At 66.9% G+C, this 16,853-nt stretch carries 16 protein-coding genes; 11 read left to right on the plus strand and 5 right to left on the minus strand.

The genetic code is table 11. The features are described 5' to 3' along the window. The first annotated feature begins 71 nt into the window (after nucleotides 1-71). Nucleotides 72-2,009, plus strand: coding sequence for a CocE/NonD family hydrolase (locus NL2_RS15130; RefSeq protein WP_084356124.1), 1,938 nt, complete (start codon nucleotides 72-74; stop codon nucleotides 2,007-2,009). On the opposite strand, the gene NL2_RS15135 is transcribed toward NL2_RS15130, so the two are convergent. The 5 genes from NL2_RS15135 to NL2_RS15155 form a co-directional block, all read right to left on the minus strand. Beyond that, a complete protein-coding gene (locus NL2_RS15135; protein WP_245647714.1) occupies nucleotides 2,010-2,813 on the minus strand; it encodes a hypothetical protein in 804 nt (267 codons plus the stop codon). Nucleotides 2,814-2,875: 62 nt separating this feature from the next. Then, nucleotides 2,876-3,172 (minus strand): hypothetical protein, encoded by a 297-nt coding sequence (locus NL2_RS15140; protein WP_068076526.1) that lies wholly within the window; start codon nucleotides 3,170-3,172, stop codon nucleotides 2,876-2,878. Nucleotides 3,173-3,321: 149 nt separating this feature from the next. Continuing rightward, nucleotides 3,322-5,847, minus strand: a complete 2,526-nt coding sequence (gene ligD, locus NL2_RS15145) for a DNA ligase D (RefSeq protein ID WP_068076527.1) — start codon at nucleotides 5,845-5,847, stop codon at nucleotides 3,322-3,324. Between the two features lies 1 nt (nucleotide 5,848). Beyond that, nucleotides 5,849-6,730 (minus strand): non-homologous end joining protein Ku, encoded by an 882-nt coding sequence (ku, locus tag NL2_RS15150; RefSeq protein ID WP_068076528.1) that lies wholly within the window; start codon nucleotides 6,728-6,730, stop codon nucleotides 5,849-5,851. A 61-nt stretch (nucleotides 6,731-6,791) separates the two neighbouring features. Then, the gene (locus tag NL2_RS15155) at nucleotides 6,792-6,980 is read right to left on the minus strand and encodes a hypothetical protein (protein WP_068076529.1); all 189 of its coding nucleotides are present in this window, start codon (nucleotides 6,978-6,980) and stop codon (nucleotides 6,792-6,794) included. 531 nt (nucleotides 6,981-7,511) lie between these two features. On the opposite strand from NL2_RS15155, the gene NL2_RS15160 reads away from it, so the two are divergent. The 10 genes from NL2_RS15160 (at nucleotide 7,512) to NL2_RS15200 (ending at nucleotide 16,846) form a co-directional block, all read left to right on the plus strand. Next, entirely contained in the window at nucleotides 7,512-8,252 is a 741-nt protein-coding gene (locus NL2_RS15160) for a LuxR C-terminal-related transcriptional regulator (RefSeq protein WP_169799522.1), read from the plus strand. A gap of 355 nt (nucleotides 8,253-8,607) precedes the next feature. Continuing rightward, complete coding sequence (locus NL2_RS21230; RefSeq protein ID WP_157083196.1) at nucleotides 8,608-8,850, plus strand: hypothetical protein; 243 nt, start codon at nucleotides 8,608-8,610, stop codon at nucleotides 8,848-8,850. An 87-nt stretch (nucleotides 8,851-8,937) separates the two neighbouring features. Further along, nucleotides 8,938-10,548: a phage tail sheath family protein gene (locus tag NL2_RS15165; protein ID WP_068076531.1), complete on the plus strand. Its 1,611-nt coding sequence runs from the start codon at nucleotides 8,938-8,940 to the stop codon at nucleotides 10,546-10,548. 12 nt (nucleotides 10,549-10,560) lie between these two features. Continuing rightward, nucleotides 10,561-11,070 (plus strand): phage tail protein, encoded by a 510-nt coding sequence (locus NL2_RS15170; RefSeq protein ID WP_068076532.1) that lies wholly within the window; start codon nucleotides 10,561-10,563, stop codon nucleotides 11,068-11,070. Between the two features lie 3 nt (nucleotides 11,071-11,073). Beyond that, nucleotides 11,074-11,814, plus strand: coding sequence for a T4 family baseplate hub assembly chaperone (locus NL2_RS15175; RefSeq protein WP_068076533.1), 741 nt, complete (start codon nucleotides 11,074-11,076; stop codon nucleotides 11,812-11,814). A gap of 3 nt (nucleotides 11,815-11,817) precedes the next feature. Then, a complete protein-coding gene (locus tag NL2_RS21235) occupies nucleotides 11,818-12,636 on the plus strand; it encodes a hypothetical protein (RefSeq protein WP_157083197.1) in 819 nt (272 codons plus the stop codon). Between the two features lie 5 nt (nucleotides 12,637-12,641). Continuing rightward, nucleotides 12,642-13,871, plus strand: coding sequence for a Pvc16 family protein (locus NL2_RS15185; protein ID WP_068076535.1), 1,230 nt, complete (start codon nucleotides 12,642-12,644; stop codon nucleotides 13,869-13,871). Further along, nucleotides 13,868-15,895, plus strand: coding sequence for an ATP-binding protein (locus NL2_RS15190; RefSeq protein ID WP_068076536.1), 2,028 nt, complete (start codon nucleotides 13,868-13,870; stop codon nucleotides 15,893-15,895). The genes NL2_RS15185 and NL2_RS15190 overlap by 4 nt, the downstream gene beginning before the upstream one ends. After that, nucleotides 15,892-16,134, plus strand: a complete 243-nt coding sequence (locus tag NL2_RS15195) for a hypothetical protein (RefSeq protein ID WP_068076537.1) — start codon at nucleotides 15,892-15,894, stop codon at nucleotides 16,132-16,134. Before NL2_RS15190 ends, NL2_RS15195 begins: the two co-directional genes overlap by 4 nt. Before the next feature lie 4 nt (nucleotides 16,135-16,138). Beyond that, the gene (locus tag NL2_RS15200; protein ID WP_068076538.1) at nucleotides 16,139-16,846 is read left to right on the plus strand and encodes a hypothetical protein; all 708 of its coding nucleotides are present in this window, start codon (nucleotides 16,139-16,141) and stop codon (nucleotides 16,844-16,846) included. Nucleotides 16,847-16,853 lie beyond the last annotated feature (7 nt).

A 16,853-nucleotide genomic window follows, 5' to 3' on the forward strand; every position in this document is an offset into this window, starting at 1 on the left:
GATGCCGGGGCCATCGGGCAGCAGCACGCAACCGCTTGAGTGGTCGCGCTATTTGGTCAACAAAGCCCGTCATGACCACACCCCCGCACCCTTTCATCGCCACGCTGCTGCTCGCAACGGCGGCGCTTTCCACCCCGGCTGTTGCGGCACCCGCCGCTCCCGCCATTGCAGCGCCGGTAACCCCGATGACGCCCGACGTGGTCGACGCCTACGACCCCGTGCTGCCCGACGCCGACTTCATCCGCCGCGAGGTGATGGTGCCGATGCGCGACGGGACCAAGCTGTACACCGCGATCGTGATGAAGAAGGGCACCGCCAACGGCCCGATCCTGCTGTGGCGATCGCCGTATGACGCGCATGGCGACGTCACCCGCACCAAAAGCCTGCGACTGGTCGACACCATCCCGGCGATGGACGCGCCGTTCGTCGAGGATGGCTACATCCGCGTCTACCAGGACATTCGCGGGCTGCACCGGTCCGAAGGGCAGTTCGTCATGAACCGCCCGCTGTCGGGCCCGCTCAATCCCACCGGCATCGACGAATCGACCGACGCGTACGACACCATCGACTGGCTGGTGAAGAACGTGCCCGAATCGAACGGCAAAGTCGGGATCATCGGATCGTCATACCTCGGCTTCACCAGCCTGATGGCCGAGATCAACCCGCATCCCGCGTTGAAGGCGGCCGTGCCCGAAAGCCCGATGGTCGATGGCTGGATGGGCGACGACTGGTTCCACAACGGCGCCTTCCGCGTCAGTGGGTTCGACTATGCGCTGGAGCAGAGCACCGGCAAGGCCGATGCTGGCGCGGCGATCCCTCACGGCGCTGGCGACGATTACACCCGCTACCTCGCAGCGGGATCAGCGGGCGATTACGCGAAGAAATACGGCGTCGAGAACGTGCCGTTCGTGCGCAAGCTGATCGAAAACCCGGCCTACACCGAGTTCTGGTCGCTGCAGGCGGTGGACAAGCTGATGGCGGCGCGCACCCTCACCGTGCCGACGATGCTCGAACTGGGGCAATGGGACCAGGAAGACAGCTATGGCGCGCCGGCGGTGTACAACGCGCTGAAGGACAACCCCGGCCAGGCGCCGCTGACGCTGGTGATCGGGCCGTGGCGCCATTCGGGCGCCAACCATTACGGCTATGATCTGGGCGCGCTGACGTTCGCCGGCGACACCGCCGCGCAGTGGCGGCGCGACTGGGTCAAGCCGTTCCTCGATCACTGGCTGAAGGGCGCGCCCGATCCGCAGCCGCCGGCTGCGATCACTTATGCCACCGGCATCGACAAGTGGGAGCAATCGCCGCGCTGGCCGATGGGCACGCCGACGCCGTACTACCTCGGTGCCGATCACGGCGCGGGCTTTGCGCTGCCGGTCAAGAGCGGCGCGGCGTCATGGCTTTCGGACCCGGCCAACCCGGTGCCGTTCCTGCCGCGCCCGATCGACATGAGCGATGCCACGCAGTGGAAGCCGTGGCTGGTGCGCGACCAGCGTTTCGTCAGCGGGCGGCCCGACCTCGCCACGTTCACCGGCGCGGTGCTCGACAAGCCGGTGCACATCATGGGCGCGCCCGGCGTCGATGTGTTCATCGCGACCAGCGGCAGCGATGCCGATGTCGTGGTCAAGCTGATCGACGTCTATCCCGACGACGTGCCCGAGGCCGCCTCGCAAGGCGCCAAGCCATCGATGGCGGGGTATGAGCTGCCGATCGGCATCGAAATCTTCCGCGGGCGTTATCTCAAGAGCTTCGCGCACCCTGAACCGCTCACCCCGGGCAAGTTCAACCGGTTCCGGTTCAAGCTGCCAAACGTCGATCACGTGTTCCTGCCGGGCCACCGCATCGCGGTGCAGGTGCAATCGAGCCTGTTCCCGCTCTACGACCGCAACCCGCAGACATTCGTGCCCAACATCTTCCTGGCCAAGCCGGCGGACTACAAGGCCGCGACGATGCAGGTCGGCTTCGGCGGGGCGACGCCGAGCGCGGTGATGCTGCCGGTGGTGCCGTAATCAGGACGCGGCGCGGACCACGAATGGCTGGACGCGCAGCCGGGGGAACACGACCTCGAGCGGCTTGATGTCGGGCAGGATGTACACGACCGCGCCCTTGCGCCTGATCGATGTGCTGATGCGCGTGGCATAGAACCGGGCGGGCACGTTGATGCAGCCGAAGGTGATGCGGTTGTCGTCGGGCGTGGGCGACAGCATTCTGGCGCGGCGATGCTCCCGGACGGTGCCCCTGGGCATCGGGTGGAGCGCCACCGACGTGCCGTAGTCGACCCACAACACCCGGTGGCCGCCCGCCGCCGACCCGTAGCGCGCGATGAACCGACCGGCGGGCGTGGTCTTTTCCGCAGGACCAAGCTCGGCCAGGGTCTTGTGGCCGACGCCCGGGGTGGCATCGTCGCCGATGGCGATGCCGACCAGCACCGGCGTGTGCCCCAGCGGCTTGCCCTGCGCATCGAACAGGAACAGCGTCGCCGCCTGCTTGTCGATGATGAGATAGGGCAGCGCGCCGTTGTCGCGCGACGTGGCGATCCAGTCGGCCACGCGCGTCGCGGCCTCTGACAGACCGGCATCACCGGGCGGCGCGGCAGCGGCTTCCGGCGGAACCGGCAGTTCCAGCGCGGCGACGTCGGGCTTCGCCTTGGCCGGATCGTCACTGGCCGGCTTGTGTGTGACGTGCTTGACGTTGGCCGCCGCCAGCGCGGGCATCGGCGTGCCGAGCACAAGCGCTGCCAGCGCCAGCCCTGCCAGCGCCAGCAACGCGTAGATCAGCGGCCCACGACGGCGCGCGGCCCTAATCCTCGACACGGACGTCTCGGACAGGGGCCGACGCTTCGGCAAACCGCAATGCTGCAGGCACGGCAACCCCGTCAGTTACGCGGGCGGCGCTTCTGCAGCAGCTTCTGGTCGATGCCGTCGACGCGGGCGTTGAGCTGGTCGATGCGCTGGCCGTTGTTCTGCGCCTGGCCCGACGCGGCCTGCGCTTCGGCGAGGGCCGACTTGGCGGTGCCGTCGGTGGTCTGCAAGCGGGCGTCGATGCCATCGATGCGCTGGTTCACCGCCGCGATCTGGCTGTTCACATACCCCTTGGTGGCGCAGCCGCCCAATCCCAGAGAGCCGGCCAGAATGAGCATGGCGGGCGCAAGTTTCGACAGAGCTGGGGACATGCGGATTTCCTTTTTTTGGCGACAGAGCCATCCCACAAGCCCAGCGACGCCTGCGCCACAACGCGATTATGCCCGTCCGTGCCTGTGTTCGGACGGACGGATTCGGGCCGCCAATGCACCGTACGAGCGGCACGGTTCGTCCCGATATGTCAAAGGTCCGGCAGGCGCTGTTCGGCAAATCCCCATCCCGCAAGCGCTTTGGTTGCGGCGCGGTCGAGCAGTTTTGGCGCGTCCGAAATCGAAAACGGGTGCGCGTCTGTCATGTCCTTCAGCTCGCTCCACGCGATCGGCACGGCGACCGGCGCACCTTCGCGCGCGCGGGCGGAATAGGGCAGCACGGCGGTGCTGCCGCGCTGGTTGCGCAGCCAGTCGATGAAGATCTTGCCCTTGCGCTTGGCCTTGCTCATCGTCGCGACGAAACGGTCGGGTTCGGCCAGCGCCATCGCCTCGGCAAAGCGCCGCGCAAAGTCCTTGTGCACCGCCCACGAATGGCCGGGGGTAAGCGGCACCACCACATGCACCCCCTTGCCGCCCGACAGCATGGCATAGCTGGCAAGACCCAGGTCGGCGAGACGATCGTGAATGTCGGTCGCCGCCTGCCTGACACCGGCAAAATCGTAACCCTCGTCGGGATCGAGATCGAAGATCAGCTTGTCCGGCGCCTCGACATCGGCGTTGCGCGCCTCCCAGCCGTGGAACTCGATCGTCCCCATCTGCACACAGGCCAGCAGTCCGGTGGTGCTGTCGATGTAGAGGTAGTCTTCGGCGCCGCCGTCTTTTTCCGCGATCGGCACGCGGTGCACGTCGGGGCCGAACGCGCCGCTGTCGTGCTTCTGGAAAAAGCACTTCTTGCCGCGTCCTTGCGGACAGCGAACGAGGCTGATCGGCCGGCCCGCCGCGAACGGCAGCATCAGCGGCGCGATGGCGGCATAGTAATCGGCCAGATCGCCCTTGGTCTGGCCGCTGTCGGGAAAGATCACCCGCTCGCGGCTGGTGATCGTCACCGTGTCGGCGGCGACGGGCACCGGTTGCGGCGTTTCCGGTTCGACCGAAGCGGCGGGTTTGTCGCCGCGCAGGCCCAGGAAGCTGCCGTGGCGGACGTTGCCGTCTCCAGTAAACTCGGCGAACGCGACTTCGGCGACCAGGCTGGGGTCGAGCCAGGTCACGCCGCGGCTGCTCGTCCGGTCCACCTCTGCGGGCGCGGCATCGCGCGCCAGCCTAGCAAACCGCGCGGCAAGCTCAGCCATGCTGTCCTGGGTGAAGCCGGTGCCGACGTTGCCCTTGTAGACCAGCGTCCCGCCCTCGTTCTGCGCGAGCAGCAGCGACGAGAACGGCCGCCCTTTGGCGCTCGACGCCTTCCACCCGATGATCACGAATTCCTGCCGGCGGGTGCACTTGACCTTGACCCACGCCGTGGTCCGGCGCCCATGATAGGGCGCGTCGATCGCCTTGGCGATGATCCCTTCCTGCCCGGCGTCGCACATCGCGCGGTACAGCGTCTCGCCCGCGCCGATGACGTGGTCCGCGACGTGGATCGGCGGGGAGGCATGTTTCAGCAGCGCCTCCAGCCGCTCCTTGCGCTCGATATTGGGCAAGCCAGCAAGGTCCGCGCCATCGGCCTCGAGCAAATCGAACGCGTGGAAGCTGAGCCTGTCGCTGTCCGTTTGCGATCCGTGCCCGCGCTTCAGCACGGCTTGCAGGCTCGAAAAATCGGGGTTGCCGTCCGAACCATAGGCAACGATCTCGCCGTCGATCAGGCATGGCGGCAGATCAAGCGCGGCGAACGCGGCGACCAGCGGCGCGAACTTGTCGGTCCAATCCTTGCCGCTGCGGGTATAGACGCGCACGTCGGACCCGGCAGCGGCGATCAGCGCGCGATACCCGTCGAACTTGATCTCGTGCATCCAGCGGTTGCCCGCCGGGACCGCATCGACCAGCGTGGCCAGTTGCGGCGGGCGAAACGCGGGCGGCTTGGCGTTGGATTTTGGCTTGGTTTTGGCGGGGGTCTTGGCCTTGGCACGATTGTGCCGGGCGGCGCGCTGCATCTCGGTGGCAAAGGCATCGCCCTTCTTGCCCGCCAGCGAATGCGCGCCACCCTCGTCACCTTCGATCTCGGCCATCGTCCGGCCGGTCAGCACGCTGCTGAGCGCATGTTCGACCAGCGGATCGCCGGGTTGCGCGAACGCATCCTCGACCTTGCGCAGCAGCCAGTTTTCGCGCTTTTCGCCGGGGCGTGGCTTCAGCCGGATCAGGATCCATTCACCCTTCATCCGCTCGCCATCGAGCGTGAAGTGGAGGTGGCCCTTGTCAATATCCTTCCAGCTTTTGCTGGCGACCGGCTGCCACGTGCCCTTGTCCCACAGCATCACCGATCCCCCGCCATACTCGCCCTTGGGGATCGTACCCTCGAAGTCGGCATAGGACAGCGGATGGTCCTCGGTCCGCACCGCCAGCCGCTTGATTTCGGGATCGGGGCTGGGCCCCTTGGCCACCGCCCACGACTTGAGCACGCCGTCGGCTTCGATCCGGAAATCCCAGTGCAGGCGGGTGGCATCGTGCTTCTGGACGATGAAGCGGTTGCCGGTTGCGCTGCTGGCAGGCTTGCCCGCCGGTTCGGCGGTCTTGGCGAAGTCGCGCTTGCGGTTGTATTCGGCAAGGCTGTCGGCGCGTGCCATGTCAGGCGCGCTTTTTGGTCGCAGGTTTCCGGGCTCCAGCCTTGGTCGCCGGTGGCTTGGTCGCGGATGCCTTGGCGGTGGGCGCGGACTTGTCCTTGCCGCCGACCGACTGCTTGAGCGCGGCCATCAGGTCGATGACGTTGGACCCGCCCTTGGTCGCCGGTTCGTCGGCATCCTCAAGAATGGTCTTGCCGCGCGCCTTGGCCTTCTTCTCGACCAGTCCTTTGAGCGCATCGACATAGCGATCGTGAAATTCGCCCGGATCGAACGGCGCGCTTTTCTTGTCGATCAGCGTTCCTGCAAGATCGAGCAGTTCCTGATCGGGCGTGGTGTCGGGAATGTCGGCGAAATAGCTGCGCGCGCCGCGAACCTCGTCCTCATAACGCAGCGTTTCCATGACGATGCCCCGGTCGCACGGCTTGAGCGATACCAGCTGTTCGCGTCCGCGGATCGACAGTTGCCCCAGCGCGACCTTTTTCTTGCTGCGCAGCGCCTCGCGCAGCACGACGAAAGCGTCTTCCGCCAGATCGTCGGCCGGGACGACGTAGTACGGCTTTTCGAAGTACAGCACGTCGATCTCGTGCGCATCGACGAACTGGACGAGTTCGAGCGTCTTCTTGCTCTCGATCTTGACCGCCTCGATCTCCTGATCGGTCAGCAGTACATAGTTGTTCTTCGAAACCTCGTAACCCTTGACGATCTCGTCGCGGTCGACCGGGCCGATGCCGGTCACGACCTTCTCGTAATTGATCGGCTTGCCGCTGGGTTCGTGGATCTGGCGGAACGCGATCGATGCGCCGGACTTGGTCGCGGCGTAGATTTCCACCGGGATCGACACCAGCGCCAGCCTGATCTGCCCCTGCCAATATGCCCGTGCCGCCATGTCAGGATCACCTTTCCGATCCTCACAAGCGTTGTGGGCAGGATCGGTTCCGCCGTCGCGGTCAGCCGAGCGATCGGCGCAGCAGGAAGATTACGAACCCAAACGCGGCCAGGCCGCCGAGCATCGCCATCACCTTCACCAGAAAGACCAGGAAGTTCAGCGCCTGCCTGCCCGCGCTTTCCGGATGCGATGGGTCATCGACCATCCGGGTCGGCTGCGTGATGGCGGGCGGTGTTTCGGGCGCGGTCATGTTCCGGCTATAAGCGGCTTTGGCGGATTGGCGAAGCGATACTCGGTCTACCATGCAACGTGCACGGACGACCGATTGGCGCATGCAGGACCGGCCGTTGGCGGCAAAGACTGCAACCGGGTTGTCCGCCGTTGCGGGTGCGGTGCGATCGCCGCGGAGGGTGAGTCGCCGCAAACCCGAAGTCGCGCACAGGGTCGTGCGGATCGCCATGTAAAGAAAACAAGGTGCTGTAGTACAAGCGTTTATTTTACTGGATGGAGCGACGGTATTAACGATACCCAACAGTACCCTTTGACAAGGCCCCGAAGTGGGCATACCGTTGGATGAATGGGGCGCTAGCTATTACACGAACGCAAGGCCGCAAAGGCAAGCGATAATCGCGCCGGCGTATTGAACTGAAAATTGCATATTTATTTCAGTCGTGGCGAAAATTTGGTCGCAGTCAGATTACGAATTAAATCGTCAATCAAAACGATGTCTGAACTGTAAATCGATTTTATTTATAAAATGCGATTCAAGAAGGCCAAACCCATGTATTCCAGCCGCGCAGCGACCGCCGAAATTCCGGACACCTGCATCCAGGCTGTGATCGTTTCGCAGGTTTGCCTGGTGCGCGAATGTATCGAAAAATCGTTGCACCATGATGCCAGCATCCAGGTTGTGGGCGATTGCGCCACGCTCGACCTCGCGCTGAAATCCATGGAAAACCTGGGCCCGGACATGATCCTGCTCGATGCGGCGTTCGCCGGCGGCGCCACGGCGGCCGCCCGGTTGAGCGAAGCTGCCGGCGCCGCGCAGATCGTTGCGGTGGGGCTGGAGGAATCGGAAGACAATATCCTCGACTGGGCCGAAGCGGGCATCGCCGGCTATGTCGCCGATACCGCATCGATGGACGAATTGCCCCGCCTGCTGCGGCAAATCCGGTGGGGCGGGCAATCATGCTCGTCGCGCGTGGTCGGCGGGCTATTGCGGCGGATGGGGCGGCTGGGCAAGCGCAGCGATCTGCACAATGGCGCGGCGCTGGCCGAACTGACCCCGCGCGAGCAGACGATCTATCGCTGCATCAGTGCGGGCCTGACCAACAAGGATATTGCACGGCAGCTCAATATCAGCGTCGGCACCACCAAGTCGCATGTGCACAATATCCTCGGCAAGTTGAACCTGACCAACCGCGCACAAGTGGCCGCACGAATGGTCGCGTCCCGGCAGTCGTTCGACCCGGGCGAAGCGGCGTTCCGCCCTGCACCCGCGCGCAACCGCGACACGGTTTGACCGCTCTGCGGTCGAACCGCCGAAAGAATGGGCCCGATCGGCTGTCGGATGGCGTTTGCCCGGCTTGATCCGCGCGCCGACACCTGCGGCTCGTCGCCAATCCAGTACGCAATGGCGCTAATTCACCGGGCAAGGCGGTTCCGGGCGTTCGCCTCGAGCTCCGGGCGATGACTGAACCAGCCCGGTAATTGCGCGGAAATCTGCCGTTTCGGCCCCCGTCGGCCCTGTACGGCAAGGCGCCCGCCAGCGATCTACATCCTGCCTCTCGATCCTTTCTATATCCTCCGATCTATTGTCGCAATTTTGGCGACGCCATAATCTTGCCCTCGGCCCAGCGGGTCCAGAGGAAATACATATGGCGGCGACTCCAGTTATCGGCTTGTCCCCGGTCACCTTCCTGAGTGAAGACGCCAACACGGTGGGCTCACAATTTCAAATACCGCTGGCGGTTTTGAAATTCGATTCGAAAGGTGTGATCGATCCATCGGACTGGCCGCCGGTCAAGGCCAAGAAACTTGGCACGAAAGATTCCAAGTTACTCCCCCTGCTGCTTGCCGACCTGCTGAAGCGCGGGATCCTGTCCGCGCCGTCTCCCTGACTTTCGATCGCCCCTCCCGACGTTCGATCCTGCCATTGACTGCCCTCCTGGACGCGCCCGGCGCGTCGCAGACATCGAGGTTCCTTCATGTCCGTCACGCCCAGCTATCCTGGCCTCTACATCCAGGAAATTCCGTCGAATTCGCACGCCATCGTGCCCGCACCGACCTCGGTTGCGGCGTTCGTCGGCTATGTCCACCCCTACAAGAACCCGGGGTTCGACGCGAACGGGCTGACCCCGGTGGTCGAGCTGTTCAGCTTCAGCGACTATGAGAAGTATTTCGGCGGGCTGTTCTCCAGCGGGATCACTGACGCCGCGCTGCCCCGCGCGGTGTACCAGTTTTTCCTCAACGGCGGTTCGACCGCCTACGTCTGCGGGCTGCGGCCGGGGTTCGTCGATTCAGCCGCCACCACGATCCGGCTGGGCGGCGCGGGCGGCACGGTCGTGACGGGGAACCTTGCCACCACCGGCGGCGGCGGCATCACCTTCACCGCGCTGGAACCCACCGACGTCGTGGCGATGACGGTGAACGTGATCAACATCCGCAACGATCCGGCAACCTCGACACGCACGATGTTCGACCTGGTGGTCACGTATGGATCGCGGGTCGAAACCTATCGCGGGCTGGTGCTGCCGGCGGCGGTCGGCACCACTGACTTCGCGGCGGTCAACGGTGCATCGACACTGGTCAGGCTGAGCCCGACCGGCGCCAACTGGGGCGCCCCGTTCCCGGCGGCCGTCACCCAGCCCACGTTCGCGCTGAACCCGCTGCCGGCCAATCCGCTGTCCACGTCGTTCATCGCGGCCGATTTCCTTGCCGCGTTTGCCGAGAACGGGCCGCTCGACAATATCGAGGTGTTCAACCTGCTGCTGATCCCCGGCGTGGCCGACAATGCGGTGGTCAGCGCCGCGATGGCCTTTGCCGAGCGCAAGCGCGCGTTCGCGATCATCGATCCACCACCGCAGGCCCCGGCGGTTGGCATCGGCACCCCCGCGCCGATCGGGGACTGGATGGAGGGGAAGAACGGCCTGTCGATCCCGCGCAGCCAGAACGCCGCGCTGTATTTCCCCTACCTCAATTCGACCGACCCGGTGACCGGCAAGTCCACGCCGATGGCGCCGAGCGGGTTCGTGGCCGGGATCTATGCCCGCACCGATGCCAGCCGCGGCGTGTGGAAGGCGCCTGCCGGCCTGGCCACCACGGTTCTCAACACCACCGGGCCGGTGGCCAGCGGCATCATGAACGATCCGCAGCAGGGCGTTCTCAACCTCGATTCGGTCAACTGCCTGCGCAGTTTTGCCGGGATCGGCACCGTGGTGTGGGGCGCACGCACGATCGTGGCCAACAACACCGCGTTCGCGCAGTCGATGTACGTGCCGGTGCGGCGGATGACGCTGTTCATCGAGCAGACGCTGCTCGCCAACCTCAAATGGGTGGTGTTCGAACCCAACGACGAGCCGCTGTGGTCCGCGATCCGCAGCTCGATCGAAGGGTTCATGCTGTCGCTGTTCAAGCAGGGCGCGTTGCAGGGCGCCTCGCCCAGCCAGGCCTTCCAGGTCAAGTGCGATGCCAGCACCACCACATCGGACGACCAGCTCAAGGGCATCGTCAACATCGTCGTGGCGTTCGCGCCCCTCAAGCCGGCGGAATTCGTGATCATCCAGATCGCGCAACTCGCCGGCCAGGCCGCAAGCTAGAAAGAGGGCGTCATGGGCAAGCCGTTCACCGTCAACATCAACCGCTACGATCCGTACAAGACGTACCGGTTCCTCGTCTATTTCGGCACCTCGACATCACCCGTCGCGGCGGTCAGTAAAGTCGGCGGACTGAAGCGATCGAGCGACGTGATCGAGTACAAGGAGGGCGGCAACCCCGTCATCCTCAAGGGGCTGGGGCGCACGAAGTACGATGCGATCACGCTCGAGCGCGGGCTGACGCAGGACCAGGACTTCGTCGAGTGGGCCAACGCCTCGCAAGTGCTCGACAAGGGATCGCCCAAGACTTCGCTGAAGAACCTGCGGCGCGAAGTGCGGATCGATCTGCTGAACGAGGAAGGCCAGCCGGTCTGGCGCTTTTTCGTCCACCGTTGCTGGGTGTCCGAATATCAGGCGCTGCCCGATCTGGACGCGGGCGCCAACGCCATCGCGCTGGAGCATATCAAGCTCGAAAACGAAGGCTGGGAACAGGACACGTCCCTTGCCGAGCCAACTGAGCAGTGAACGATGAACCTGTTACCGGTCAGCGGGCTCACGTCGGACCTGCGACATCCCAACGGTGCGGATGAGTTGTCGCTGTGCGAAGCGACCGGCTCGGCGGTGTCGCGGTCGCTGACGCTGCTGTCGCGGCTGTCGGATCGCAGCGACTGGTCGGCGCTGACCGTCACCGATTTCGAAGTCCTGCTGCTGCAGTTGCGTGAACAGGTGATCGGTGACGTCTGCGACCTGGGATTTTCCTGCCCGCAGTGCGCAACGCGGGTCGAAGTGTCGTTCCGCATTTCCGACTTTCTCGACGGGATCGGTTCGCGCCGCCCGCCCGGCGTAGAGCCGGTTCCGGGCCGCAGCGGCTGGTTCCGCTCCGAAGGCGTCGAGTTCCGTCTGCCGACCGCCGGTGACCAGGCCGCCGTGGAGCATTCGTCCGACCCGCTGCAAGCCCTGCTGGAGCGCTGCATTGCCCCACCGCTGCCGCCGGTGCGGCTGCGCAAGCGGATCGAGCGGGCGATGGAAGCCCTGGCGCCCGAAGTCTCGCGGCCGCTGGTCGGGACCTGTCCCGGCTGCGACGGCACCGTGTCGGCACCGCTGCATGTCGCGCGGCTGGTGGTGAGCGAATTCGTCCGCGATGCCGCCAGCCTGCACGACGAGGTCGATCTGATCGCCCGCGCCTATCACTGGCCCGAGGCGGACATCCTGCAACTGCCACGGCGACGGCGTCGCGCCTATGCCGAGCGTATCCGGCAGGCGGCCTGACGCATGGCCACCCGAACCCATCCTGCCCGGTCGAGTTACCTTGGCCGTCTTGCCCAGCCCCTGACGGCTGGCGATGCGGTGGTCTGGTCTGCCCCGCGCGCCGCGCCGGACGAGGCGCGCCAGCCGGCCAACGCCCTGTCCCGCCCGCTGCCTTCGGCGGCGCAGACCGAACCGTCGGCGGCGATCGCCGTCCGCGCCGGAGATGCCGTGTCCTTGGCTCAGGGGCCGTCCACGATCACGGCCAGAGACGCACCGCCGACTGCTCCCGATGCCACTGCCGCCGCATTGCCGCGCCACGCCGAAACCGTTCGTGCTGCGCGCAGCGATGCAAAGGCAGTGCCCACGACGCCGTTACCGACGTCCCGCGCAACGACCGATACGCCACCTTTAAGCAGCGCCAGCAGGACGGGGCAAATAGCGGTGCCTATGGAGGCAGTCGCTGCATCCGGCGATGCGACCGCCGGATGGACGGCCAAACCGGAACCGCTGTCGCGGGCCCAGCCCGAACCCGGCACAACCGGCGCAGCGCCAGACCCACCTGCCGCCACGGCGGTCGCCCTGCCCCAGCGGCGACTTCCATCGGTGGATGCCGCCCTGCTCCAACCCGGTCGCGATGTGCATGAACGGCAGCCCCCGCCGGCCCCGTCGATCGCCAAGCCCGCGCCGCCGCGCCTGCATATCGGCGCGATCGAAATCCGCGTGTCGCAGCCGCCGCCAGCGCCCGTGCCTCCGGTCCCGACGATGGTCGCACCCACAGCACCGGTTCCATCCGCTCCCCTGTCGCGCTCGTACACGTCGCGCTTCGGCCTGGCGCAAGGTTGACCGCGATGGCCTGGAGCACACCCGACATCACCTCGATCACCGACGTTCTCCACGACAAGATCGATGCGGCGGTGCAGGCGGCGGTGGGCGGCGCGTTTACCGTCAACGTCAGCCGGTCGAGCCCCGAGACGTCGCGCAAGCAGCCGTGCCAGCTGTCGTTCTACCTGATGCACGTCGCGCGCGACCCGAGCTGGCGCAACACGCCCGTCGCCGGGCCGCGACCGCAGCTCAACAAGGCGCAGCCGCTCAGCCTCAACCTCTACTACCTCCTCAGCGCGTGGGCCGATGCGCGTTATGACCAGGAGCAGCGGGCGATGTCGGCGGCGCTGCAGTACATCCACAGCAACCCGATCTACCGCCATCTGACCGCAGGCGCGGTCGATGAAGAGTTCACGATCTCGGTCGAGGCTGACACGATCGAGGAAATGAGCCGCCTGTGGCAGGCGTTCACCGTGCCGATGCGGCTGTCGTGCGTGGTCAAGGTGGGCGTCGTGTTCATCGCGCCTGTCGCGCCGCGCCCCACCGTGTCGCGGCCACCCGCCAGTGCGAACATCGCGGTCGGGCCGTTGCCCAACGCCGGCGATCCGATTGCGCTGTATGCCGCGATGAACCTGGCGTTCGCGCCGTTTCCGGCAGCGGCCGATCCGTCGGTCGAGCAGGTTTCGGGCGGAGAGCTGGTCGCGGTGGCGAGCGGTCCGGGCGCGAACAGCAATGTGGTCGTGCGCGGTGCGGGCCTCGACCGCGCCGACGCCGCGCAAGTGTTCCTGTCGACGCCCAACGGGGCGAGCGAGTGGCGGCTGGGCGTCGGCTGGCGCAAGCCGGTCACCGATGCCGGCCTGCTCGAACTGGTCCTGCCGGCCAGCTACCTCGCGGCTGCCCCGGCCAATGGCGCGGTGCTGACCCAGTTGCCGCCGCCGGGGATGTATCGCCTGTCTGTCGGGCGCAATCCGCCCCCTGCGGGCAAGCCGCGCAGCAACCGCATTCCGCTGGCTATCTCCGCCCGGCTCGACAACGTCACCGGTCCTGCAAACGGCCCCTACACGCTCCATGGCGCCGGGTTCGCACCGGGTTCCACGCGGGTGGTACTGGGCGGCGTCGACATCACGGCGTCGGCCACGATCACGCCGACCACGATCGCTTTCCCGCATCCCGCCGCTCCGCCCCCCGGCACTTATGCGCCAGAGGTCACCGTAAACGGCGTGCCGTGCGTGCCCGGCCCGGTGGTGACGGTATGACCGGCGTGACCACCTTGCGCGTCGAACCGGCGGCCCGGCTGGCTCCGAACCCCGGCGCGACGCTCGACCTGATCCTGCTGCTGGTGCGCCAGCGCGCGCGGCGGCTGGCGCGGCTGATGGAGCGCGCGTGGGAGGCCGGGCGGTCGAGCCCCGATCAGGGGCTGGCGATCACCGCCGGCGAAGTCGCGTGGCTGCTGGCGGGCGAAGAGGGCCTTGCGGGAGACGTGGCGTTTGCCGCAGCCGACCCCGCGATGGTCGCGCTGCACCAGTCTGCGGCGCGCACGGGCGCCGCCCTCGCCCGCGATCCGGCGTGGGCCGGGCTGCGCGCCGCCTTCGCGCTCGACGATGACGAGGCCGACTTCCTCGCGCTGCTGGTCGCGGTCGAGGCCGATCCGGGCCTGCAGCGCGTGATCGCCTATCTCCACGACGACAGCCGGCTGGTGCTGCCCACGCCCGCACTGTCGATCAGGCTGGCGGGCCGCCACACCCGCACCTGGCCCGCGCGCAACATCCTGCGCTGGCGGTTGGCCGCGCCGGTCGATGGCGCGCCGCCGCACGCACTGACTTCCGCATGGCGGATCGATCCGGCGGTCCTGTTCGCGCTCACTGACGGCGAGTGGCGCGACCCCGAAATTGACGGCGCGGTCGAACTGGTCGGCTCCGAGGCCGTGGCGTCCGCTCTCGCCCTGCAACCCGCCGCTCTGGCGCTGCTGCAGCGGGCGAACGATCTGACCCACGTCGAACTGACTGGCCCCATCGGGATCGGGCGACAGACGCTGGCGGCGAGCTTTGCCGCGTCGCGCCGCCAGCCGCTGCTGGTCGCCAACACGAACAGCCTGATCGCGCGGCACCTCACCCCGTTCGATGCCGTCACGCGGGTGTTGCGGCACGCCCGGTCCAACGGCGCGCTGGTGTATTTCCGCGATGCCGAGGCGGTTCCCGCCGCCGACTGGGCGCGCGCGCGCGAGTTGGGCGTCGAATTCCTGCGCGGCACGCGCATCGCCACCGCGAGCGAGACGGCCATCGCGCTGGCGCCGCTGACGCTGGATCAGCGGCAGGCGCTGTGGGGGAGCCTGGACGACGGCCCCTCGCCCGCCGTGATCGCATCGCACCGGCTGGTCCCGGCGGAAATTGCGCGGCTGGCACGCGCCGGCAGCGGGCCCGCGGCGCCAGCGCGCTCCGTCACCCGGCCCGACCACAACCTGCTCGCGCGGCTGGCCTGCCCTTACGACTGGGATGACCTGGTCCTGCCCCCCGACGTGTCGCGGCAACTGCGCGAATTCGCCGATCAGGTACGCCTGCGGTGGAGCGTCTACGACGAGTGGGGCTTTGGCCGCCTTGCGCACTTGGGGACCGGAATCGCAGCGCTGTTCGGCGGGCCGAGCGGCACCGGCAAGACCATGGCGGCGCAAGTCATCGCGCGGTCGCTGGGGCTGGAACTGTACCGCGTGGATCTGGCCGGCGTGGTCAACAAGTACGTCGGGGAGACCGAGAAGAAGCTGCGCGAGGTGTTCGACGCGTGCGAGGATTCGGGCGCGCTGCTGTTCTTCGACGAGGCCGACGCGCTGTTCGGCGGGCGGATGCAGGTCAAGGACGCGCACGACCGCTTTGCCAATATCGAGACGAACTACCTGCTGCAGCGGATCGAGACGTACGACGGCATCGCCATCCTCGCCACCAACCGGCGCGACGAGATCGACGAGGCGTTCGTGCGCCGCCTGCGCTTCATCGTCGATTTCCTGCCGCCGCGCCCGGAGGATCGCCTGATCCTGTGGCGCCGGGCGTTGCGCGAAACCTCGCCATCGGGCGAGGCGCTGCTCGAGGCGATCGACTGGGCGCTGCTCGCCGAGCGCCTGAACATGACCGGCGCGGCGATCAAGAACACGGCGCTGTCGGCGGCGTTCCTTGCCCGCGCCGAGGGCCGGCGCATCGGCATGGACCACATCCTCCATGCCGCGCGGCGCGAACTGGGCAAGAACCACGACAAGCTGCCGGTGTCCCTGCGCGAAGGGGACGGGCGATGACCGATGTGGCAAACGGCGCGACAACCGGTGTGACGATCGACCGCCTGATCCTCGACCTGCCCGGCATGGATGCCGTGGCGGCGCGCGAACTGGCGCTGGGCATCGCCGAAGGCCTCGCCGGCGCGGGACTCGACGCGGACCACGCCGGGCTATCGGTGACGGTCGATCCGGCGGTCGCGGCCCAGCCGCAACGGCTGGCGGCGCACATCGTGCAGACCTTGCTGCAGCGGATCGGATAAGCGCATGGCCGGTAAATATCTTCGCGGCGCGCTGATCGCCTTTACCGAGACCTTCCCGTTGCCGATCCCCAACGTGGTGATCTTCCAGTACAACCCCGAAACCATGACGCATGGCTGGACAGTCGCCACCACCGCGCCGGCAGCAGCGGGGACGGCCAACCAGCACGTCAGCCAGCTCGCCGTGTCGGGCCCGCCGGTCGAATCGTTCAACTTCACGCTCGCGATGGATTCCAGCGACACGATCGCCGACGGCAGCGCGGTCACGGCGGGCCTGGCGGAGATTTCGGGCGTCTACAGCCGGCTGGCCGCGCTCGAGATGCTGATGTTCCCGCTGCCCCCGCCCGGTGGCGGGCTGATCGGATCGGTATCCTCGGCGCTGGGGATCACGGCGGCGGCACCGTCGCGCTCGGTCCCGTCGGGCGACCTGCCGCTGGTGCTGTTCGTGTGGGGGCCGGGGCGGATCGTGCCGGTGCGCGTGACCAGCTTCTCGGTCACCGAGAAACTCTACGATTCCATCCTGCTCAACCCGACCCATGCCGAGGCGCAGATCGGGCTGCGGGTGCTCGCCTACAACGAACTGTCCGATGTCAGCGACATCATGAAGCCGGTCGCGCAGGCCGCTTCCAAATATTCGCAAGGGCTGCGCGAAGCGCTCGCCATCGCCAATCTTGCCAACGCCGCCGATTCCATCCTCGGCATGCTGCCGATCTAGGACCGCC

Source organism: Novosphingobium lentum NBRC 107847, from assembly GCF_001590965.1.
GTDB lineage: Bacteria > Pseudomonadota > Alphaproteobacteria > Sphingomonadales > Sphingomonadaceae > Novosphingobium > Novosphingobium lentum.